Origin of the sequence: Flavobacterium anhuiense, from assembly GCF_001705175.1 — a bacterium.
Lineage (GTDB): Bacteria > Bacteroidota > Bacteroidia > Flavobacteriales > Flavobacteriaceae > Flavobacterium > Flavobacterium anhuiense.
This window is the reverse complement of the sequence record NZ_CP016907.1, coordinates 3,775,551-3,799,963: the sequence shown is the minus strand read 5'-3', so window position 1 is coordinate 3,799,963 and position 24,413 is coordinate 3,775,551. Positions and strand designations below refer to the sequence as shown.

General features: G+C 36.3%; 17 protein-coding genes. 8 read left to right on the top strand and 9 right to left on the bottom strand.

The features are described 5' to 3' along the window. Positions 1-107: 107 nt before the first annotated feature. The 3 genes from BB050_RS16410 to BB050_RS16400 form a co-directional block, all read right to left on the bottom strand. Positions 108-1,688 (bottom strand): sodium:solute symporter, encoded by a 1,581-nt coding sequence (locus BB050_RS16410; RefSeq protein ID WP_066034313.1) that lies wholly within the window; start codon positions 1,686-1,688, stop codon positions 108-110. Beyond that, positions 1,685-2,749 carry a Gfo/Idh/MocA family protein gene (locus BB050_RS16405; RefSeq protein ID WP_066034312.1) on the bottom strand — a complete coding sequence of 355 codons (1,065 nt, stop codon included), beginning with the start codon at positions 2,747-2,749 and terminating at the stop codon, positions 1,685-1,687. Before BB050_RS16405 ends, BB050_RS16410 begins: the two co-directional genes overlap by 4 nt. Before the next feature lie 158 nt (positions 2,750-2,907). Next, a complete protein-coding gene (locus BB050_RS16400) occupies positions 2,908-5,382 on the bottom strand; it encodes an L-rhamnose mutarotase (protein WP_236940345.1) in 2,475 nt (824 codons plus the stop codon). A gap of 474 nt (positions 5,383-5,856) precedes the next feature. Between BB050_RS16400 and BB050_RS16395 the strand changes: the two genes are divergently transcribed. Continuing rightward, positions 5,857-7,521, top strand: coding sequence for a glycoside hydrolase family 28 protein (locus BB050_RS16395; RefSeq protein ID WP_066034310.1), 1,665 nt, complete (start codon positions 5,857-5,859; stop codon positions 7,519-7,521). Between the two features lie 271 nt (positions 7,522-7,792). Here the strand turns inward: BB050_RS16395 and BB050_RS16385 are convergent, their stop codons facing one another. From BB050_RS16385 to BB050_RS16375, 3 genes are all read right to left on the bottom strand, one after another. Then, positions 7,793-8,623, bottom strand: a complete 831-nt coding sequence (locus BB050_RS16385; protein ID WP_066034308.1) for an amidohydrolase family protein — start codon at positions 8,621-8,623, stop codon at positions 7,793-7,795. A gap of 6 nt (positions 8,624-8,629) precedes the next feature. Continuing rightward, positions 8,630-9,427, bottom strand: a complete 798-nt coding sequence (locus BB050_RS16380) for an SDR family oxidoreductase (RefSeq protein ID WP_066034307.1) — start codon at positions 9,425-9,427, stop codon at positions 8,630-8,632. 65 nt (positions 9,428-9,492) lie between these two features. Continuing rightward, positions 9,493-10,506, bottom strand: a complete 1,014-nt coding sequence (locus BB050_RS16375) for a zinc-binding alcohol dehydrogenase family protein (RefSeq protein WP_066034306.1) — start codon at positions 10,504-10,506, stop codon at positions 9,493-9,495. A gap of 392 nt (positions 10,507-10,898) precedes the next feature. On the opposite strand from BB050_RS16375, the gene BB050_RS16370 reads away from it, so the two are divergent. From BB050_RS16370 to fucP, 7 genes are all read left to right on the top strand, one after another. Then, a complete protein-coding gene (locus BB050_RS16370) occupies positions 10,899-12,047 on the top strand; it encodes an ABC transporter substrate-binding protein (protein ID WP_066034305.1) in 1,149 nt (382 codons plus the stop codon). Further along, entirely contained in the window at positions 12,044-13,186 is a 1,143-nt protein-coding gene (locus tag BB050_RS16365) for a CaiB/BaiF CoA transferase family protein (RefSeq protein WP_066034304.1), read from the top strand. Before BB050_RS16370 ends, BB050_RS16365 begins: the two co-directional genes overlap by 4 nt. 110 nt (positions 13,187-13,296) lie before the next feature. Then, complete coding sequence (locus BB050_RS16360) at positions 13,297-14,436, top strand: CaiB/BaiF CoA transferase family protein (protein ID WP_066034303.1); 1,140 nt, start codon at positions 13,297-13,299, stop codon at positions 14,434-14,436. Then, positions 14,436-15,692 carry an extracellular solute-binding protein gene (locus BB050_RS16355; RefSeq protein ID WP_066034302.1) on the top strand — a complete coding sequence of 419 codons (1,257 nt, stop codon included), beginning with the start codon at positions 14,436-14,438 and terminating at the stop codon, positions 15,690-15,692. The genes BB050_RS16360 and BB050_RS16355 overlap by 1 nt, the downstream gene beginning before the upstream one ends. A 33-nt stretch (positions 15,693-15,725) precedes the next feature. Beyond that, the gene (locus BB050_RS16350) at positions 15,726-16,799 is read left to right on the top strand and encodes a Gfo/Idh/MocA family protein (protein ID WP_066034301.1); all 1,074 of its coding nucleotides are present in this window, start codon (positions 15,726-15,728) and stop codon (positions 16,797-16,799) included. 106 nt (positions 16,800-16,905) lie between these two features. Next, the gene (locus BB050_RS16345) at positions 16,906-17,349 is read left to right on the top strand and encodes a MaoC/PaaZ C-terminal domain-containing protein (protein WP_066034300.1); all 444 of its coding nucleotides are present in this window, start codon (positions 16,906-16,908) and stop codon (positions 17,347-17,349) included. 125 nt (positions 17,350-17,474) lie between these two features. Next, positions 17,475-18,779 (top strand): L-fucose:H+ symporter permease, encoded by a 1,305-nt coding sequence (gene fucP, locus BB050_RS16340; protein WP_008467532.1) that lies wholly within the window; start codon positions 17,475-17,477, stop codon positions 18,777-18,779. 177 nt (positions 18,780-18,956) lie between these two features. Here fucP and BB050_RS16335 read toward each other — a convergent pair whose 3' ends face one another. From BB050_RS16335 to BB050_RS16325, 3 genes are all read right to left on the bottom strand, one after another. Next, a complete protein-coding gene (locus BB050_RS16335; RefSeq protein ID WP_066034299.1) occupies positions 18,957-19,418 on the bottom strand; it encodes a hypothetical protein in 462 nt (153 codons plus the stop codon). Positions 19,419-19,817: 399 nt separating this feature from the next. Beyond that, entirely contained in the window at positions 19,818-21,224 is a 1,407-nt protein-coding gene (locus tag BB050_RS16330) for an efflux transporter outer membrane subunit (RefSeq protein WP_066034298.1), read from the bottom strand. 18 nt (positions 21,225-21,242) lie between these two features. Next, positions 21,243-24,413: an efflux RND transporter permease subunit gene (locus BB050_RS16325; protein ID WP_066034297.1), complete on the bottom strand. Its 3,171-nt coding sequence runs from the start codon at positions 24,411-24,413 to the stop codon at positions 21,243-21,245.

The following is a 24,413-nucleotide window of genomic DNA, read 5'->3' as shown; positions in this document are numbered from 1 at the left end:
ATTATCATTGCAAACATAGCCAGTGGTTTCAACCACTTGAACGCAAAGCATATAACATTACGTTTCCCGTGGTTGAAACCACGGGCTATGTTTAAAATATGAATTTATTAATTCCCATTAAAAACCAAATACAAAACCAAAATCGTCAATCCCAACAAACCAAACAAAAGCTTCACCTTTTTACTAGTTTTAGGAATATCCGTTTCATCTGAAACATTAATCACAGGATTTTTATCCGTTAAAGAAATAATAACTGCTGCAATTAAAAGCACAGCAAAAATGTAAAACGAAATCAACAAAAAGTGCGGCCAAACGGGATATTTATCGGCAGGGAAAATCCATAGATATAAAACCCCAACAAACAAACTAAAAGCCGAACCCCAAGAAAGTGTAGCATTTACGGCTTTTTTTGTTGTACGTTTCCAGAAAACACTCAAGAGGAAAACAACAGATAACGAAGGCGCCAGGAAACCTAAAACCGCCTGAAAAATGTTGAATAAATTCTGTCCTTTGATATTGTCAATCGCAACGGCAATCAGAATCGCAAATACACATCCCGCAGCAATTGTTAATCGACCAATTTTAATCTGATCCTGAATCGTCGCCGTCGGGTTGATTTTCTTTACATAAATATCATTCGTAAAAACGGTGCTCAAAGCATTTAACGAAGAACCAATTGTTCCTACCAAAACGGCAATCATGACACAGATTACCAAACCATTCATTCCGCTTGGAAAAAGGTTTGTAACCATGGTCATATAAGCTAAATCTGAGTTGCTTCCTAATTCTGGATATAAGGCATAACACAAAATTCCAGGAAGAATAAACAACGGCAAAGCCATAACTTTTAACCATCCAATAAAGTTGACGCCCAATTGTCCCTGTTCTAAGTTTTTAGCTCCTAAAACACTCTGCACCATCGATTGATCGGTACAGAAAAAAGCAACTGCTGCTACGGGATAACCCAATAAAATAGCTGGCCACGGGTAACTTGCATCGTCTGAAGGGCGCACTAAATTCCAAAAGTTAGATGGTGTTTTAGATATTAAAACATCTATTCCGCCTACCTTCTGCAATCCTAAATAGGAAAGTGTTAATGAAACGACTATTAGCAAAATCATCTGAAAAACATTCACTTTTGCAATTGCTTTTAATCCTCCTGCAAACGTAAAAATTCCAGAGAAAATCACTAAAACCGTAACACTCTGCCACATCGGAATTCCTAAAATCTGACGCACTAGAACGCCACCACTAAATAATCCTAAAGACAACCAGCTTACCAATATTTTTACTAAAGCATACCAAGCTAAAATATTTTGAGTACTGTCACCGTAACGTTTTCCCATATATTCGGGCATGGTGCTTACTTTACTCGCAATATATCTTGGCGCAAAAACCATTGCCAAAAGCAGTAAAAACACAAAAGCATACCATTCGAAATTTCCTGCTACAATTCCGGTTGCATAACCAATACTCGCAAAAGCCAATAATGACGAAGGTCCAACGTTAGTTCCCCACATATTAAACCCGATACTGTACCAGTTTAAAGAATTTCCGGCAAGAAAAAGCGTTTCGTTTTTCTTTCTCTGTTTCATACTTACCACATATCCAATGACTAATAAAGCCACTAAATAACCCGCAACAATTACAAAATCGAGCGTGGTTAATTTATCGTAGATACTGTTCATAGTCCGTATTCGTTAAGAACATCGGCAATTTTAACCGGCATTCCAGTTTGCAGTGATTTGTCCATTGCTTGTAATAGAGCAACCGTTCCAATTCCTTCTTCCATGTTTGGATACGCTTCGAAACCTTGTTCGATACTCTCTACAAAATACTCTAAGTAGTTCTGATATTCGCCACCATGATGACTTTGTCCTTCAAAACGGAAATAATATTTAATCGTGCTGTCGCCCCAAGTAATTACTTTTTCTTCGCCTGTTTTGTCTGTAATCGCATAACGCAATTCGTGATAATCCGCCTGACTTGCTCCTTCTGTTGCTCTCAAAATCGTGCTCATTCCGCTGTCGCGTTGCGCTGGCTGAGTCGGGGAAGTATACACACCACTTACACGTGCAATTCTGCCGTCTGTCGCTTTGAAGATAAAATGCATAGTATCTTCATTTTTTAATCCGGCTGATTGTCCGTTAGCACTGATCATTCCATAACCCATTACTTCCTGGATATTTGGCAAATACCATCTGATGAAATCTACAGGATGACTTAAACCTCCATACAGCCATTTAAACGATTGCAAAAGCGACCATTCTTTCTTTAAAAACCATCTGTGATCGGCGTGGTATTGCGCTTCAATTGTAATTAAATCACCTATTAAACCTGCTTCGTAATCGGCTCTTTGCCTTTTGGCTGGTTCGAAGAAACGAGAACTTTGTCCGATAAAAACTTTCTTTCCTGTTGATTTGCTTAATTCTAAAAGCTCTCTGGCATCCGAAAGATCATCAATAAACGGTTTTGTACAAACGACATGTTTGCCGCTTAATAAAGCTTGTTTAACGTGCTGTGCGTGCAGATGATCTGGTGTGTAAATCGCAATAATATCAATTGAAGCATCGTTTAATAAATCATCGTAGTTCGTGGTGTACGAGTGAAAATCGAATTCTTTTGCGCGCTGTTTACACAATTCTTCGTTTCGGTCGCATATTTTAACGAGTTCTAGTTTTGAACTTTCTATTGCAGCCGACATTGTGCTTCGTCCTTCTCCAAGTCCCAGAATGGCTATTTTTAACATTGGTTGTGGTTATTTTAGATTGTTGATTTTAGATTTTAGATTGTTTTCGAAATCTTCTTTGAGGTTAGTTTTATTTTTCACGCAGATTACGCAGATCTAGCAGATTTTCTTTTTTCTTGATTCTCTACTACGATCTTTCTTCTTGCTTCTTTCCTCTTTTATTTCTTCTCTTCGACATTCACTTTGTTTAAGAAAATCCAGGTTTCATCTGGTTTTGCGCCTTCTATTCCCGATTGGTATTTTTTCATTAAGGCATTCCATTGATCTACTTTCGGATTATTTTCAGTTGTTTTCGGATTTAGTTTATCTAAACTTTCTCCTTTTGGAATACTGATTATCAAGATTAATTGTCTGTCTTTTTTGAAAACTTGCAATTGCTGAAAATCGGCATTACAAAAACCTTTGGCAACTTCTGGCCATTTTTCAAATTGCGTTTTATGATACTCTACATATTCTTGTTGCAGTTTTTCATCGGCAGGAAGATTTGCTGTTAAAACGACATTTTCCCAATCTGATGCTGGTTTTGAATCTTTACATCTTTCGAAATTTTGGAAATCGTAAACCAAATCTTCATAGATTTTAATTTGTAAAGATGGAAAAGCACCCGCCAGTTTACGTTTTGTCCTTTCCGGCTGATTCATTTTTCCGTAAATCACCAAATGATTTTTCCATTGGTACAATTCCTGACCCACGATTCTAAATCCAACCAAAGTCGATTTGATTTTTTCGATATCAAAATCAGAACCTATCAACTCGATGGCATAAGGTTTTGGCATTTCCTGCAAGCCCCATTTTTCGTCGATAACAACTTCTTTTTCTAGGTCTTTATATGGCGCTCTAATTCCTGCAGCGTCTTTAATTTTTGAACTTACATACGGATCATTATGTTCCCAGATATTTCCTTTTGGACCGTTATGATTTTTAAGGATTTTCTTTTCGGCAATCCAGTTGTTTTTAATTGTAAAGCCTTCGCTTCCTTCATCGGTATACAAATACAGCCATAAAAACGGGTCATGTGCATAAGGACTGTTGTAAACTTTGTCGATGTAATTTTCTTCTATTCGGCTATTTGGCTGAGCAGAAAGCGTGTAAATTCCCGAAACATCATGCAAATGTTTGGCATAATGATGAATTTTATTTCCTATAATTTTATTGTTTTGCATCACATTAGGTGTGTGCGTCCAACCCCAGCCCATTGCGATTCCAGAGTATGATACATCTGAAATTTCGTTGTGTTCAATTGTAATATTTCGAACAAAACCAGCACTGATTCCAAGAGTTCCCCAATCTTCATTGGTTACGTTTGTGATTAAATTATCAGAAATCACTTCATCCGAACACATTTCTCTTTCATCCTGTATAATCAAAGGCAAATGCGCTTCAAAAGCTTCTTCAGAGAAAATTCCAACATTAATGGCACTTCCACCAATGTCTTTAAATAAATTTCCTTTTACAGTATTGTGATTTGTTCCTTTATTTAAATCTAAACCAGTCGAAGCCAAATGTTCAAAACGGCATGATACAAACTGAATATTATTCGCATAATTTACTTCAACCGCTGCGCGAGGTCTTCCCACCCAAGCCTGATTCTCTAAATTGGCCTGATTTGGCGTTCCCGGCTGTTTCAATTTGTAAGCATCCAGCAAATACAAACCCGACTGCAATGGCACGTGACCTTGTTGCGATGGACGAAGCCAGTTGCTGTATTGAAACGAAATTCCTTTAAATTGAAAATGATGTACAGGAGAATCGATTGTTCCTTTTACTTCTACGAGATTTTCTAAAACGGGAGCTGTAACGGTAACCGAATTCATTTCTTCGCCAGCTCTTGGAATATAATAGATTTTAGCATTTCTCTTATCCAAATACCATTCTCCAGGCTCGTTTAAAAGCGAAAGAGCATTGTTTAAGAAATAGGCTGAATTTCCGTTGTTTTTAGAAATCCACGGTGCAGGCCAAGGATGCTCGCTTTGAATACGGCTTTCTGGTTCTTCAAACGAAAGTTTAGCACTGTCTTTTTGAACTTCTATATTTTTGATACGCAAATTAGCATTCGACCACCATTGCACAATAAACATTTCCATTCCTGGTTCGAACTTGACCGATTTATCTTTAAACGGAATCCAGCAAGTTTGCGATTCGCGATCCCAGGACAAGATTCTTTCCATCGAGTTTCCAGACGTATTTTTGGCTCTAACAGCCTTTTTATCGTTTACCCATAATTGTCTGAAATCAATTAAGGTTCCTGCCTTTGTTGGCGCATCAGCCACCCAAACTGATCCTTTTTTTAATCCGTTAATAACGGTTGTTGATTTTGTCCAGTTTTTGATTTCGATTCCGCCACTTATAATAGGTCTTGCATTTGCATCGGCTACAATTGTTGTCGGACTTTCTGCTGTTCCAGAATCTTCAGGTCGTACAAATAAAGGTTCGTTTAAATAATACGTTCCGTTCATTACTATGATTCGGATTCCGTCTTTTATAGATGGATCTTTTAATCGGCGAAGTTCTCTGGCTTTTCGCATTGCCATGTGAACTGTTGCCAGCGGATTTGATTTTGTTCCGATATTCGAATCTTTTCCCGATGGCGAAACCCAGATTTCAGCTGCACTTGCCGAAATTGTGAATACCATCAAAAAAACAATTAGTAATTTGTTGAAGGGAATTAAACGCATTATTTATAGTATTGATTTTTTTCTTGAGCTAAAATTACGAGGCATTTATTTAAAGCGCTATAATTTTTACAAATAAATGTATTTTTAACACTTTTACCAAATAACAGCGACAATTTAAAAGAATATAAAATTACAGGCATCCTGTACCCTCCTGCAATACTGGGTTTAAAACATTCTTTTTAAAAACCTGACTTTTCATTATCTTCTGATTTCACAATCAAAAAAAGTTAAATTCATAATAATTCTGTGATAAAGTGCCTAAAAATAGCTTTTCATAATATTTTTTTAATAGATTTGTGTAATCGATTACATTAAATATTTCAAATTAAAAAAGTGTAATTTTATTTATTGAATAAAAATTTAGCAAATAAAAAACTGAATTGATAATGTTTCGGTTTCCCAAAAAGAACTTTTAACTATAATACAATAAGAATGAAAACTAACCGAATAAACCTTTTATGTGTTGCTCTCGCCTGTTTTGCTTTGAGTTTTAATACAGTTTCTGCACAAAAATCTGCTGACACCTATAAAAACATCGAATTTAAAATGGCTGAAGTCCAAGAACCTGTTATTCCTCAATACAGTATAAATTTAAAAGACTTTGGAGCGGTAAACGGCGGTTACGTTTTAAATACAAAAGCTTTTGCAGACGCGATTGATGCATTGTCTAAAAAAGGTGGAGGAAAATTAATTATTCCTCCAGGAATTTGGCTGACGGGACCAATTATCTTAAAAAGCAATATTGAACTACATGCTGAAACTGGTGCTTTGATTAAATTTTCTACCGACAAATCTTTATATCCTATTATAGAAACTAGTTTTGAAGGTTTAAACACTTGGCGTTGCATCTCTCCTATTTATGGTAAAAACTTAGAAAATATTGCTTTTACAGGAAACGGCGTTTGGGACGGTTCTGGTGAAGCTTGGAGACAGGTTAAAAAAAGCAAACTGACAGACGAACAATGGAAGAAATTTGTAGCTTCAGGAGGAGTTTTAAACGAAAAGAAAGATAGCTGGTATCCTTCTGAACAATATTTAAAAGGTGCAAAAGGTGCAGATCAGAATATTCGTCATGATTTGAAAACGAAAGAAGATTTTGAAGCTATTCATGATTTCCTACGTCCGGTTTTGGTAAGCATTCAAAATAGTAAACGAGTAATGTTTGACGGGCCTGTTTTCCAAAATTCTCCAGCTTGGAATATTCATCCTTTATTAATTGAAGATTTAATTGTTCGAAACATAACCGTTCGTAATCCGTGGTTTTCTCAAAATGGTGATGGTCTCGATGTTGAATCTTGTAAAAATGTAGTAATTGAAAATTCAAGTTTTGATGTCGGTGATGATGCGATTTGTATTAAATCTGGAAAAGACAAAGACGGACGTGACAGAGGCGTTCCTTGCGAAAATATCATTGTAAAAAATAATATTGTTTATCACGGTCACGGCGGTGTTACGGTTGGAAGTGAAATGTCTGGCGGGGTAAAAAATCTGCATGTTTCAAACTGTACTTTTATGGGAACTGATGTTGGTCTACGTTTCAAGAGTACTCGCGGGCGTGGCGGTGTTGTAGAAAATATCTACATCTCAGACGTTTTTATGACTGATATTCCGTCACAAGCGATTTCATTTGATTTGTATTATGGCGGGAAATCTATTGCTGAAACTTTAGCCGAAGGCGGAAATACCGTTAGCACAAAAGCAATTCCTGTAAACGAAGAAACACCTCAGTTTAAAAATATTGTGATCAAAAATATTACGATTAAAGGTGCTCAGCAAGCGGTATTTTTACAAGGTCTTCCTGAAATGAATTTAGAAAATATTGAAATCACAAACTTGATTGCTAAAGCACAAAAAGGATTTTCTATTATTGACGCTAACGGAATTAAAATCAGCAACGCACAATTGGATATCGAAGCCAAAAACGCTTTCGAAATTTATAATACTAAAAACCTTTCGCTGAAAAATATCGAGTTTAATCCTTCTTCTTCAAATGCCATTACGATTAATGGTGAAGCAAGTAAGAATATTGATTTGAGTGGATTATCTAAAAACTCTACAATTGGAAAAGAAGTTCCAAAGAAAGCTGTAAAATTCTAAATCGTACCGAGAAATACATAAACCAAACTTCTCAAAAGCTCCAGCGGAGCAGAATATTTATAGAATATCAATAAATAAATGAAAAGCTCCAGCGGAGCGACATGTTTTTTATAATACATATGTCGCTCCGCTGGAGCTTTATATTGTAAATCTATATTTCTTTCTATAAATATTTCGCTTCTCCGAAGCTTACATAACGACTTGGCGTCTTTGCGAGAAATAATTAAACCATCTAAATTTGAACTTATATCACTTATATGGTTCAAAAAAGCTATAGTTTATAAAATGCTTTAGCATTTTCAAACCAAATCTTATTCTGGTCAACAATCGAAAATTCAGCAATATAATCTTCGAAAATTTTCACCACTTCATAATAATCAGAAGCTACATTAAGAACCGGCCAGTCTGATCCGTACATTAATTTATCAACTGAAAAATTTTCAAAAATCACATCTAAATACGGTTTTAAATCTTCTGATTTCCAGTTTTTCCAGTCGGCTTCTGTGACCATTCCGGAGATTTTGCACCAAACATTGTCATATTTTGCGATTTCTTCGATTCCTTTTTTCCAAGAATCAATACTTCCTGATTTAATATCTGGTTTCGCAATATGATCAATTACAAAACGCTGTTCTGTAAAATCTTTAACCAAACGTATTGCAGCCGGAAGCTGTCTGTGGAAAATTAATATATCGTAAGTATAATTAAATGGTTTTAAAGCTTTGATTCCTCTCCTGAATTCTGCTCCATCCATAAAATCATCCGCTTCGCCTTGAACTACATGTCTAAACCCTTTTAGTTTTTTTTGATCTGAAAAGAATTGCAAACGTCCCTCGATATTTTCATTTCTCAAATCGATCCATCCTACGACTCCTTTTATAAAATCATTTTTAGAAGCTAAATTCAATAAAAAATGGGTTTCTTCTTCCGATTGGCTTGCTTGAACCGCAACACAACCTTCAAACTGATTTTCTTTTAATATTGGTTCTAAATCTTCAGGAAGAAAATCTCTTTGGATTACCGCCATGGTTTCATCAATCCAGCTGTCTCGAACGGGGTCAAACTTCCAAAAATGCTGATGGGAATCTATTCTTTTACTCATAACTTTTTAATTAACATCGCTGATTAATGCACGATCTAAATGTACGTAACCTCCATCCACAAAAACAAATTGTCCTGTCGTATGCGACGATTTTTCTGAAATGATGAAAAGTGCCGTATCTGCAATTTCTTCTGTTTTGGTCATTCTTCCTTCAAACGGAATGCTTTTGTTGATTTTCTTTAAAACCGTTTCACCATCAGGCAATGTTTTAATCCAATCTTCGTAGGCCGGTGTGTAACTTTCTGCAATAATAATTGCATTCGAGCGAATTCCATACTGAATCAAATCGACAGCCCATTCTCTTGTTAATCCCAAAACTCCACCTTTCGCAGCAGCGTAACCAGAAGTTCCGCCTTGCCCTGTTAAAGCGACTTTTGAACCAATATTTAGAATATTTCCTTTGGATTCCTTTAAATATGGAAGCGAATATTTAGCCAATAAAAAGTAACTGACAACATTCAGTTTCAAAGAATTCATAAAATCCTCGTAGCTTGAATCTAGTCCTGCACCGTCATTTACTCCAACATTATTGATTATCGCATCAATTCTGCCGTATTTAGCTCCAATTACTTTTACAGCATTTTCTATAGCAACAGGATCCGTTACGTCAGTTTGCACAAATAGTGAATTAACGCCTCTTTTTTGAAGTCTTTCAACGTATTCGAAACCTCTTGCATTTCTGTCAACCAAAACTGGAATCGCGCCTTCATCTGCTAATCTGTTAACGATAGTTTCTCCAATACTGCCCTCTTTTCCAGCCGAACCAGAAACGACAACTATTTTATTTTTTAAGTTTAAATCCATTTTGTGGGTATTTAAAAGTTATCAAGCAAACCTAACAGGTTTTTAAAACCTGTTAGGTTTCTCTCTTAGTCTATTTCAATTAACGCTTTGATTACATTATTTTTAGGATCAATCAAGTTCCCGAAATCAGTAATCATTTCATCAAAACTAGTTCTGTGTGTGATGTATTTTTTAGGATCTATTTTTCCTTCTTTCAAACATTTCATCACATATTCGAAATCTTCAATAGTCGCATTTCTGCTGCTCATTAAAGTCGATTCTCTTTTGTGAAAATCAGGATGACTGAAACTTAATTCTCCTTTTTGAAGTCCAACCAAAACAAATCTTCCGCCATGCGAAATATAATTGAAAGCACTGTTCATCACTTTCTGGTTTCCAGTCGCATCAATTACCACATTTGCCATATCGCCATTGGTTAATTCAGCTAATTTTTGAGCCACGTCATCGTTCAACGGATTAATCGTTTCATCAGCATTTAGTTCCGTTTTACAGAAATTTAATCTGTAATCGTTAATGTCCATTACAATTACCTTTGCTCCAGCAATTTTAGCAAACTGAATCAAACCAATTCCAATTGGACCTGCTCCCATAACCAAAACCGTATCCGTTGGTTTTACAGCCGCTCGTCTTACTCCGTGTGCTGCAATTGCCAAAGGCTCCACCAAAGCCAATTCATCATAATCTAAACCTTGACCGTGCAGTAAATATTGTTCAGGAATCGAAACATATTCAGCCATTCCGCCATCAATGTGAACGCCGAAAACTTTAATATTTACACAGCAGTTTGTTAATCCGTTTCTGCAGGCAACACATTTTCCACAGTTAAAATATGGAATAAAAGTCACTTTATCACCTGGTTTAAAACCTGGTGCATTTCCTTTTACATATTCTGCAGCCAATTCGTGGCCTAAAATCCTTGGATATTCAAAATAAGGCTGAGTGCCGCCAAAGGCATGAATATCTGTTCCACAGATACCAATTCTTTTAATTTTCAATAAAACTTCACCTTCTTTTGGTCCTGGAATACTGGTTTCTTTTAATAGAAATTCCTGCGGTTTTTCGCAAACAATGTATTTCATTTTATACTTTCTTTAATTTTATTTTGATAAGCAATTGCTTTCTGTCTACTTGTTCCTAAATGGCAATTCTTTCATTTAGAAATTCAAAATTCTTCAAAAAAGAACAAAGCAAAACTAATAAATGTAAAAATTACAATTACAAAAATACCCTTTAAAAATTAATATCCGAGATATATTTTATTTTCAACCTATTAATATAACTAAACTTTAAATTTTTATAACATATTTTAAATGGTTTGTAAAAATTATATCAATAATTATCACTTTATGCAAAAAAGGTTTCTTAAAAAGAAAGGATTTCTTGCCCATTAAAATCTAATTCCTACTTTTGTAATTGTAATTTTTACATTTATTAATTCAATCGATTACATTATCCAAAACTTTTAGATAAAATGATAAAATTAAAAGGCATAACTTGGAACCATACAAGAGGTCTGCTTCCGATGGTTGCGACATCGCAGCGTTTTACTGAACTACATCCTGAAGTTGAAATTTCTTGGGAAAAAAGAAGCCTACAAGAATTTGCCGATGCTTCAATTGAAGACCTAGCCAAAAGGTTTGATTTATTGGTAATTGATCATCCTTGGACAGGTTTTGGAGCGCAGACCAAAGCGATTCTTCCGTTATCTGATTATTTATCTCCAGCATATATTAAAGATCTAGAAATTAATACCGTTGGAAAATCATACGGAAGTTATGTTTTTCACGATAAATTATGGGCGTTGCCAATTGATGCCGCAACTCCTGTTGCCTCTGCACGATTAGACCTTTTGAAAAAAAATAATTTAGAAGTTCCAAAAACTTACGACGATTTATTGGCTTTAGCTAAAAAAGGTTTAGTGGCTTTTGCTGGAATACCAGTTGACGTATTGATGAGTTTTTATATGTTTTGCTGTAGTTTGGGTGAAGCTCCTTTTCTTTCTGAAGAAAAAGTGATTTCTGAAGCTACTGGAATCAAAGCGCTTCAAATGTTTAGAGAGTTGGCTCAATTGATTGATCCTGCTAACTTTAATCGTAACCCAATTCAAGTTTACGAAGCTATGGTCAATTCAGACGAAATTGCGTATTGCCCATTTGCTTATGGGTATTCTAACTATTCCCGCATTGGCTACAGCCAAAACCTTTTACATTTTTATGATTTAGTTCGTTTGAATGATAATCCAATGATTTCTTCTCTAGGAGGAACTGGTTTGGCTGTTTCTTCATTTAGCGAACATAGTGAAACCGCCATAAAATATGCTGAATTTACTTGTTCGTCACAAGTACAGCAGAATATTTATACGGATAACGGCGGTCAACCGGGACATTTGCAAGCTTGGAAAAGCGAGAGAATTAATGGTGTAACGCATGATTATTTCAAAAATACACTTCCTGCGTTAGAGCGTGCTTTCCTTCGTCCAAGATATTACGGACATATGTACTTCCAAGATCATGCAGGAGATGTGGTTCGCAATTATTTGATGAATGGCGGAGACGAATTAAAAGTATTGGAAGAAATGAATTCGCTTTACGCGGAATCTCAAAAAATACAAACCGTATGAGGCCTTTAGAAGGATTAATTGTTCTGGAATTCTGCCAGTTTTTGGCAGGACCTTCGGCTGGACTAAAACTGGCTGATTTGGGCGCACGCGTTATCAAAATTGAGCGGCCAATAAAGGGCGAAGCATGCAGGCAATTGAGCATCAAAGATTTATTTGTAGACGACAGCAGTTTGCTTTTTCATACAATTAATAGAAATAAAGAATCTTTTGCAGCCGATTTAAAAAATCCTGACGATTTGGTTTTGATTAAAAAACTAATCGAAAAGGCTGATATTATGACTCATAATTTCAGACCTGGAGTTATGGAGAAAATCGGTTTAGATTTTGAAAATACTTTAGCTATAAATCCGCAGATTATTTACGGAACCATTACAGGTTACGGAAATGAAGGCCCGTGGGCCAAAAAACCGGGACAAGATTTATTATTGCAATCGCTTTCTGGGTTAAGCTGGCTGAGCGGACGCAAAAGTCAAGGTCCAGTTCCGTTCGGATTGGCTGTAGCCGATTTAATGTGCGGCAATCATTTTGTGCAAGGTATTCTGGCAGCACTTTTAAAAAGAGCCAAAAGTAAAAAAGGAGTTTTAGTAGAAGTCAGTTTATTAGAATCTATTCTCGATGTACAATTTGAAGCGATAACTTCTTTCTTAAATGATGGCGGTCAATTGCCTGAACGTGGCGATATAAAAGGAAGCGCGCATGCTTTTTTAAGCGCGCCTTACGGAGTTTACCAAACGCAAGACGGCTATTTATCTCTTGCAATGGGCGATTTAATTTTCATTGGAAAAACGTTAGGATTAGACTTAAACGCTTTTGCGGATAAACATCTTTGGTTTGAAAAAAGAGACGAAATCAGAACCATTTTAAGTGAGAGAATTCAAACCCAAACTTCTGATTATTGGATTGAAATCCTTCAAAAAGAAGGCATTTGGTGCGGAAAAGTTTTCAATTACGAAGAATTAGACAATCAGCCTTTTGTAAATGAATTACAGCTAAAACAAACCGTGAAAAATTCGGATGGCGAAACTTTAGTTACCACGAGAAGTCCGATTCAATTAGACGGCGAAATTTTATTAAGCGAAAAAGCAGCACCAAAAGTGGGTCAGGATAATTTGAGCATACAAAAAGAGTTTATTCGGTAAATTGTTGAATCATTAATTTGTTTAATCGTTTAATCGTATTAAACAAATCGACGAATTGACGGTTAAACAAATACAACGATTAAACCATAAAACGGTTAAACGAATAAAAAATGAAACCATTAGAAGATTATTTAATTATAGATTTCAGTCAGTTTCTTTCAGGGCCTTCAGCAAGTTTGCGTTTGGCTGATTTGGGAGCACGCGTGATAAAAATCGAAAAACCGGGAACGGGAGACATCTGCCGTACTCTATATACTTCTGATTTGATTATGAACGGCGAATCGTCTGTTTTTCATACCATCAACAGAAACAAAGAATCTTTTGCGATTGATTTTAAACAGCCTGAACAACTTCAAAAACTACAAAAATTATTAGCCAAAGCCGATGTGGTGATGCATAATTTCAGACCTGGAGTTATGGAACGCATCGGATTAAGTTATGAAGAAGTTAAAAATATTAATCCGAATGTAATCTACGGTTCAATTTCGGGTTTTGGAGAACATCCTGATCTGAAAGATTTACCGGGCCAAGATTTGCTTTTACAATCTTTAACGGCTTTAACCTGGTTAAGTGGCAATCAGGAAGATGGTCCAGTTCCAATGGGATTATCAATTGTAGATATGCTTGCCGGAGCACATTTAGCACAGGGAATTTTAGCAGCTTTATACAGAAAAGCAACTCATAATATGGGAGCGCAAGTTCAAGTGAGTATGCTGGAATCAGCTTTTGATTTTCAGTTTGAAACGATTACCACTTTCTTTAATGACGGCGGTGAACTGCCTGTTCGAACTAAAACCAATAATGCGCACGCTTACTTGGGCGCGCCATACGGAATCTACAAAACCAAAAACGGTTATTTAGCATTAGCCATGGGCTCGATTCCAATTTTGGCTTCATTACTAAAATGTGATGCTTTATTAGCTTTCCCTGAAAATAAATTTACGCTTAGGGACGAAATCAAAAATATACTTGCCGATCATTTGCAAACTCAGGAAACACAGTTCTGGCTAGACATTTTAGAACCCGCAGACATTTGGTGCGCAGGAGTTTTGAACTATCAACAGCTGTTTGCTGAAGATGGATTTAAAGTTTTGAATTTTACGCAACAAGTCGAAATGCTTGATGGCTATACATACGAAACAACACGCTGTCCGATAAAAATTGACGGGGAATATTTGACTTCTAGAAAAGGTTCGCCAAAACTAGGTCAGGACAATGAGAAAATTATTAAAGAATTTATAGACTGCTGATGGAAAAAATTAGAATCGCCGTTCGAAAATTCGATCCCTTCGAAAGTACTCTTCAAAAATTATGGGATGCTTTCTGCCTTCAAAACAATATCAAAATGGAAGCAGAAATGATTCCGCTGGAACTTCATGATTTATATGAAACTACCATTTCAGAAAAAGGTCTAAAAGAAGGAAAATGGGATATTGCCCATATTAATACCGATTGGATTTTTGATGCTGTAAACGAAAATGCGGTTCTAAATTTATTTTCACTAATTGGAGAAAATCCGCCAGAAAATTATCCTTTTGGCTGGCATAAATCGCTCTTGCATTTGCAAAAATTAAGCAACGGCATTTACGGACTTCCATTTCACGACGGACCGGAATGTCTGATTTACAGAAAAGATTTATTCGAAAACCAGACCGAAAGAGAGAATTTTAAAAAACAGTTGGGCTACCAACTTTCTACGCCAAAAACCTGGCAGGAATTTGCAGAAATTGCAGCATTCTTTAATCGTCCCGAAGAAAATTTATATGGCTGTGTTTTTGCCAATTATCCTGACGGTCACAATATGGTTTTTGACTTCTGTCTGCAATTATGGACACGCGGCGGGTCTTTATTAAACAAAAAAAATCAGATTGACATTCATAATGAAGCAGCGATAAAAGCATTGGATTTTTATCGAAAAATGGTCAATGACAAGAATGCTGTTCATCCAAAATCGAGAGAATTTGGTTCGGTTGAAGCAGGTTTGGCTTTCGCCAAAGGGCAAGCGGCAATGGCCATCAACTGGTTTGGATTTGCCTCTATGGCGGAAGTAATCGAAGAATCCAAAGTGAAAGGAAAAATCGATATAACTTCCCTCCCATCTGATCCTGGTTACAAAACAGCCTCTTTGAATGTATATTGGCTGTACACGATTGGTTCTGGAAGCAAACACCAAAAACTGGCGTACGATTTCCTAAGATTTGCCGTCACTCCCGAGAGCGACAAATTATTGACAACAGAAGGCGGAATTGGATGCCGAAAATCGACTTGGAAAGATGAAGAAATTAACACTTTAATTCCGTTTTATCACAAACTGGAAATGCTTCATGAAAATGCACTGACACTTCCACAAACGCCAATTTGGCCCAAAGTAGCTGAACTTATTGACGGTGCGGTTTTAAAAGCGATTGAAACCGATATTTCTTCTGAAATACTTTTAAAAGAAACTCAGGAAAAAATTAGCAAATTAAGTCAAGGAACAACATTACACAGCTCTGTCAGAAATTAAACTTGACAGATTCAATTTCAAAATATAGAACAAATGAATATTCCCTATAAACCTTTACTTCCTCAAACAGAACAGCCCATTGTAATTATTGGAGCGAGTGGTATTGTAAAAGACGCGCATCTTCCTGCTTATGAAATGGCTGGTTTTAAAGTTTTTGGCATTACCAATAGAACCATTTCAAAAGCTTATGATTTGCAAAAAGAATTCAAAATCGATCATGTTTTTGAAACTGTTGCAGACGCTGTAAAAAATGCGCCATCAAACGCTGTTTATGATATTACGGTATTACCAGATCAATATATTGAAATTTTGGAACAATTGCCTGACGGAGCAGCAGTTTTGATTCAGAAACCCATGGGAAATGATTTAGCTCAGGCACGTAAAATCGTGGAAGTCTGCGAAAGAAAAAATCTCGTAGCAGCGATTAACTTTCAATTGCGTTTTGCTTCTTTTGTAAGTGTAGCCAGATACTTGATTGATCAGGGCATTATTGGCGAATTATACGATTTAGAATTCAAAGTAACTGTAAATACGCCTTGGGAGTTATTTCCTTTAATTAAAGAACATCCAAGATTGGAGATTCTTTTCCACAGTGTACATTATATTGACTGCATTCGTTCTTTCTTAGGAAATCCGAAAAGCGTTATGGCAAAAACAGCCAAACATCCACTAAAAAAATTATCATCAAGCAGATCTACAATCATTTTGGATTATGGCGAAGATAAACATGTTGTCATCAATACGAATCATGATCATCACTTTGGTCCAAAACATGAAGAAAGCTACATCAAATGGGAAGGAACAAAAGGTGCTGTAAAAGCAAAAATGGGCTTGTTGATGAACTATCCTGATGGTCTTCCGGATATTTTTGAGTATGCTTTGCCCAAAAAAGATAACGAAAATGAATACGAATGGACAGAAGTAAAACTGGAAGGCTCGTGGTTTCCTGAAGCCTTTATAGGTGCGATGTCTAACCTAATGCGTTACAAAGAAGGCTCTGACAAGATATTATCTGCAAGTGTTCAAGATGTTTTAGGGACGATGAAAGTTGTAGAAGCTTGTTATGAAAGTAATAAAAACGGCGGAATTTCTTTTGATGAAGTGTAATTAAAACACTATATTTCAAAACCAAAAAACAAAATTTAAGTCCTCTTCAAAACAAACCTGATTTTGAAATCTATTTGAAAGAGCTGACAAACAAAAAGAATAAATTATGTATTTCAAATCAACTTTTTTCGAAGATTATCAGATCGACGACAAACGAGTAACTTTAGGCAGAACCATCACAGAAACTGACTTTGTAGTTCACGCAGGACACACTGGAGATTTCTTTCCGCACCACATGGACGAAGAATGGTGTAAAACACAGCCTTTCGGACAAAGAATCGCGCACGGAACCATGGTTTTCGCCATCGGAATTGGATTAACGGCTTCTGAAATCAATCCTGAAGCTTTTTCAAGAGGATATGATAAAATGCGTTTTGTCAAACCTGTTCATATAGGAGATACCATTCACTCAGAAGTTACCATTTCTGAAAAAGGTGAAGCCAAAAACCCAGAAATGGGAGCTGTCACAGAACACGTAGAAATCATTAACCAAAGAGGAGAAGTGGTTTTGGTTTGTGATCACCTTTTATTTGTGAAAAGAAAATCTTAAACATTAGCTTTAAAAACAATCTCGCAAAGTCGCAAAGACGCAGAGTTAAAAGTAAAACTATTTAAAACTTTGCGATTCTGCGACTTTGCGAGAACCACTAAAAAACAACTTAAACTATCACACTAATGCAAATTACAAACCAAGCCGGCGATCAACATGAAGTGCCAACAGAAGGCGGAAATCAAAAACAATATCTGCTTCCTTTTATTCTCGTTACATGCCTATTTTTTCTTTGGGGAATGGCCCATAATCTTGATTCTGTATTAATTCCACACTTAAAGAAAGCGTGCGAATTAAATAACCGTCAATCTACTTTAATTGATACTTCTGTATTCTTTGCCTATTTTATTATGGCTATTCCTGCGGGAATGCTGATTAAGAGATTTGGATACAAAAACAGTATTATAACTGGATTATTAGTATTTGCCATTGGAGCATTTTTATTTGTTCCCGCTGCTAATACCAGAACTTACGAATTATTTTTATTTGCTCTATTTGTAATTGGCTGTGGTTTAACTATTTTAGAAACAAGCGCGAATCCATACGCTGCCATTTTAGGACCAGCAGAGTCATCTTCTAAAAGATTGAATTTAGCAGCTTCTTTCAACGGACTGGCTGCCATGGTTGCTCCTATTGTTGGCTCCTTATTTATTCTTTCAGGAACCAATCATACAAAAGAACAAATGGATGCAATGCCAGAGGCAGAAAAAGCAGCTTACTTATTGGGTGAAGCGGCTTCTGTAAAAATGCCCTATATCGTATTAGGAAGTATTTTAGTTTTAGTTGCGGTTATATTCTATTTTGTGCAATTGCCTTCAATGAAAGCTACTCATTCCGAAGCCGAAATCAAACCTGGATTTTTCTCTGTTTTAAAATTTAGACATTTAAGCTGGGGAGTTATTGCTCAATTCTTTTATGTTGGTGCGCAAGTTTGCATTACTAGTTTCTTTATCCGTATTGCACAGCAAGGAGCAGGATTGGACGAAAAAACAGCAGGGTATTATTTAGGTGTTTACGGTTTTCTTTTTATGGCAGGACGTTTTATTGGGACTTTCTTTTTGCGTTTTGTAAAAGATTATGTTTTATTGTCAATTTACTGCGTAATAAGTGTTTTACTTTGCTTAGTAGCGATTTACGGTTCTGGAATTGTAGTAATTTATGCTCTTGGAGGAATCGGGTTCTTTATGTCTATTATGTTCCCTACTATTTTTTCTTTAGGCATTAAAGGCCTAAAATCGAATACAGAAACGGGATCTTCATGGCTGGTAATGTCAATTGTTGGAGGTGCTATTATTCCATACGGAATGGGAACTTTAATCGATATGAATCATGATGATATTCAGTCAGGATATATTATCCCATTAGTTTGTTTCTTGATTATTCTTTCTTTTGGGGCGTTTGGCCACAAAGTGAAGACGGTTTCAGAATAGTTTGTTAAACTGTAAATTATACAACAGATTTAACCAGTAATAATCCTTAATCTGTGACAGAAAAAAATAAAATTCATGAATACTTTGTCTGGCTTACCATCGCTTAAGTATTATCTATTAAAGAAAAAAAACGCCTCCAATCGGAAGCGTTTTCTTTTTTTGTGTTATGTCTAAGAATTAATGTTTTTTACCATTACCGTGACCATTTCCTCCTTTATTATTTCCTTTCTCATTTCCGTAATGGTTTCCGTTGTTGCCTTTAGGTTTTTCTCCTCTATTTTTTTGAGGCTTTCCGTGATACCCTTTCGGATAGTTGGCTCTATGTTTAGCATGATACTTATAAGGTGCATCTCCTTTATAATCGGTCAAAACTACTTTGTAACCAGAATACAAATCATAGTTTCTATATCGTGATGGCAAACTTCTTTCACGAATCCATCTTCCGCTGTTGTCGTAAATGAATACGCTTTGATTTATATCATAATACACATCAATGTCTGGCAAATAATAATATCTGCTGCTGTCATATCCTTGCGGTCCCCAATTTGGAGGAGTACCAATATTTACATTAACTGATACCTGTGCCTGAGCGAAAAAAACACTCATAAAAAGCACAGAGGCAAATACTAACTTTTTCATGTTCTTAAAATTTAAATGTTAATTTAGTAGATATTAATCGAAATTAATGCCAAAATTTAAGATTCGAGCATTCAATTATATAAATGTACTAAACAAATCGACGAATAGTGTTTTTTAGACGATGTATTTTATCTCTTTCTTATTCTGCTGGTCGATAAAAAAAGATTAATAGCTGAAGGTAGAAATATTGATAAAAAGAAAAACGCCTCATTTCTGAGGCGTTTTATTGTCATGTTTTGTAGTGATTATACTGAACTAGTATGATCTATGTGGAACGGCTACTAACTCTCAATATCTTCATTTGAATGATTCAAAAGTAAAATAATAGCTTCAATTTGAAATATATTTTAGACCAAAGGCTTAATTAAAACGATAAACGTACAATTTTAACAAATAAGTCTATCTCCAGCCACCACCTAAAGCTCTATACAGATTAATAACAGCTTGTAATTTTTGCAAATTATCGGCTACTCCACTTAATTGTGCCGCTAAAAGATTTTGCTGTGATGTCAATACATCCGTATAATTCGTTGACGAACTATACTCTAAAAGCTCTTGTGTAAAATCTACTGCTTTTTCTAAAGCTGCAATTTGTTTTGCTCTCGAATCTTCTTTTTCAACAGCCATTTCATACGAATACAATGCATTTGAAACTTCCTGACCTGCCACTAAAAGACTTTGCTGGAAATTATTGTAGGCTTGCAATTGTTGCGACTGAGCTGTTGTCAATCTCATTTTATTAAGTCCGTTATTGAATAAAGGCTGTGTTAATCCTCCAATAATTGAATAAAAAATGGAATGGCTAAAAAAATCGTTCAGTTCTAAATTTGAAAAACCTGTACTTGCTGTAAGTGTCAAACTCGGATAGAAATACGTTTTAGCTAAATTAGTCGACTCAAAAGCAACTCTGAAATTAAATTCTGCTTGACGAACGTCCGGGCGGTTATTTAATAATTGTGCAGGCATTCCGATTGCGATTTTTTCAGGAATAATTTGTGTCCCCAAAACACCTCTATCAATTGGTCCAGGAGCTTGTCCTAGCAAAATATTGATTGCATTTTCGGTTTCGCGAATATTTTGCTTCAAATCTGGAATCAAAACTTCGGCTGCATGCTGATTCGCCTCACTCTGAACAACAGCCGCACCAGTTACAATTGCACCTTCTTTTAAATCTTTAATCGTTTCTACATTTTCAATTCGGCTTTTTAGCGTCTTCTCTGTAATTTCCAATTGTTTATCGTAGGCCAAAAGCAGGAAATAATTATTCGCGATATCTGCAATCAATTGTGTCTGAACGGCTTGTTTTGCAGCATCAGAAGCTAAATAGGTCGCCAGTGCGGCTCTTTTAGAACTGCTCAATTTACCCCAAACATCAATTTCCCAAGAAGTGCTTACGCCTAATTTATAAGTTGTTGTCAGCGTATTAATGTTAATTCCCGCTGGAAAATTCAATCCTGCCTGAGACTGTTTGTTATGCGTTACATTGGCGTCTAACTGCAGACTTGGATAATATGCCAATTTGCTCTGACGCAGAGAAGCTCTTGCTTGAACAATATTCTCAATGGCATTTTTTAAATTCAGGTTCTGATCTAATCCTTTCTGAATTAATGCATTCAGCTTTTCATCTTTAAAAACAGTGTTCCAAGGCATATTTGCAATTGTCGTAGAATCGGTTGAAGACTGATCTCGGTACAATTGGTCTGTTTTTAATGTCGTGGGACGTTCGTATTTCTTGGTAACAGAGCACGCACTGATAAGCGCAGCTGTTATTACCAGTAAAATATATTTATTTGAACTATTCGTCATTTTTCTTGTAATTAAATTTTACTCTTTGTGAGCTTCTATTAAATGAATTTCGTCTTCATCATCATCGTCATCATCATAGCCATCTTTTGCCGGACCGCTTATTTTTTCCTGTAAAGTTTGGAAAATGATAAACAATACTGGAATTACGAAAACTCCTAAGATTGTTCCAATTAACATACCTCCAACGGCCCCTGTACCAATCGATCTATTTCCCACAGCTCCTGCTCCAGAAGCAAACATTAAGGGAACCAATCCTAAAATAAAGGCAAACGAAGTCATCAAAATAGGTCGTAAACGTGCTACAGCTCCTTCGATTGCAGCTTGCACTATTGGAAGCCCTTTTCTTCTTCTATCCAAAGCAAATTCGACAATCAAAATACCATTTTTAGCCAGAAGACCGATCAACATGATTAAAGAAATCTGCAGGTAAATATTACTGTTCAGTTTGAAAATAATGGAGAACAAATATGCTCCTGCCAATCCAAACGGAATTGAAAATAATACCGCAAAAGGCAGAATGTAACTCTCATATTGCGCACTTAAAAGAAAGTAAACGAATACCAAACATAAAATGAAAATAAAAATCGTTTCTCCGCCAGATGCTAATTCCTCACGCGTTAATCCAGAAAATTCATAACCATAACCCGCAGGAAGATTTTCTGCCGCCACTTCCTGAATAGCTTTAATAGCATCTCCAGAACTGTAACCTGGTTTTGGTGCTCCAGTAATAGAAATTGAGGTAAATAAATTAAATCTCGAAATAGATTCTGGACCAAAAACTCTCGTCATTTTTACAAACTCAGTAATTGGCGCCATATTTCCTGCACTATTACGGACAAAAATCTTATTCAACCCTTCGGTATTGGCTCTAAATTCTGGTGCTGCCTGAACCATGACACGGTATTGTTTTCCGAATTTGTTGAAATTGGAAGCATACAATCCACCATAGTATCCTTGCATCGTTGATAAAATGGTATTTACCGAAACTCCTGCATCTTTCGCTTTCGCTAAATTAATATCCATCATATACTGAGGGAAACCAGGGTTGAATGGTGTTGTCGCGTATTGAATTTCTGGACGCTCAGATAATTTGGCTAAGAATTCGTTATTTACTTTATAGAATTCAGCTGTTGTATGTCCACCTTTATCTTGCAATTGGAATTCGAATCCTCCACTTTGTCCAAAACCTTGAATAGTTGGAGGTGAAATAAAGAAAATATTTGCTTCACGAATACCGCTTGTTTTGGCAAAAAGCTGTCCGATTACATCATCGACACTCAAATCACGTTCGTCCCAAGGTTTCAATTTCACGATAACCATACTGTAAGCACTACCTGCTCCAGCGGTAAAGTTCTGCCCCACAATGCGAAGTGTATTTTTAACTCCTGGAATGGTTTTCGCAATGCTATCTACTCGCTTTGCAATGACATCCGAACGTTCCATAGAAGCTGACGGCGGTAAACTAATGTTAGCAAAAACAGTTCCCTGATCTTCCGAAGGAACGAAAGCTGATGGCGTAGTTTTCATCATATAAACTAAAGCCAAACCAGCAATTAAAATTGAAGCTAATGCAATCCATTTTTTTGCAGAAAGAAAACTCACCGAACGTTTATATCTTGCCGTAACATTATCAAATGCAACGTTAAACGAAGTATAAAAACGCTGTAAATAGCTTTTATGTTTATGATCATCGGCATGCGGTTTCAATAAAAGTGCACATAAAGCTGGACTCAAAGTCAAGGCGTTTACTGCAGAAAGAATAATCGCCACAGCCAGCGTAATACCAAACTGTTTATAGAAAACCCCTGTAGATCCTGTAATAAATGTTACTGGAATAAATACCGCGGCCATTACCAGAGTAATCGAAATAATCGCTCCCGAAATTTCGTCCATTGCATGAATTGTGGCTTTTTTAGCCGATTTATATCCGTGATCCAGCTTGGCGTGAACGGCCTCGACGACGACAATCGCATCATCGACCACAATACCAATGGCGAGTACCATCGCGAAAAGAGTCAATAAGTTAATCGTGAATCCGAATAAATTCAGGAAGAAAAACGTTCCTACAATTGCAACTGGAACCGCAATCGCCGGAATTAATGTCGATCTAAAATCCTGAAGGAAAATAAATACTACAATGAAAACCAATATAAAGGCTTCAACTAAAGTATGAATTACTTTTTCTATAGAAGCATCCAAGTTTTCGTTAACATCCACCATGATGGTGTATTTCATTCCTTTTGGAAAACTTTTCGCTGCTTCTTCAATCAGTTTTTTAGAATTGATGATTACATCACGCGCATTTGATCCGGGAGTCTGGCTAATTGCCATTGCTGCCGATTCCACACCGTTTGTTTTAATAGTTGACGAATAACTTAAAGACCCAAGCTCTACTTTGGCTACATCTTTAAGTCTTAGCATCTGCCCATTTCCAACCGATTTTATGACGATATTCTCAAATTCCTGAGCGCTTGTTAAACGTCCTTTGTATTTAATTACATATTGAAATGCCTGATTTCCGTTTTCACCAAATTTACCTGGCGCTGCTTCAATATTTTGTTCTGCCAAAGCAGCCGAAATATCACTCGGAATCAGTTTATATTGCTGCATTATATCTGGTTTTAGCCAGATTCTCATGGAGTAATCTTTCGCACCAAAAACAGTTACATCTCCTACCCCAACAACACGCTGGATTTGAGGCACAAGGTTAATCTTTGCATAATTTTGAAGAAACGTCTGATCGTATGCTTTATCATCGCTGTATAAAGAAAAGATCAATAAGTTACTACTCTGGCTTTTGGTTACCGTAACCCCAGCCTGAGTTACCTCTACAGGCAGTAAACTAGTCGCGCGAGAAACCCTGTTCTGAACGTTTACCGCTGCTAAGTCAGGATTGGTACCAACTTTAAAGAAAACTTTTATCGATGCGTTACCATCATTTGTTGCTGTAGAAGTCATGTACGTCATGTTTTCTACACCATTAATCTGCTCTTCAAGCGGAATCACGATACTTTTCAGTACCACATCGGCATTAGCTCCGGTATAACTTGCCGCAACGTTCACCGTTGGCGGTGCGATATCCGGATATTGGGAAATCGGTAACTCAATTAGGCCTAAAACACCTAAAATAACGATAATAACAGATATTACCGTCGAGAGTACGGGTCTTTGTATAAATTTTTTAAACAT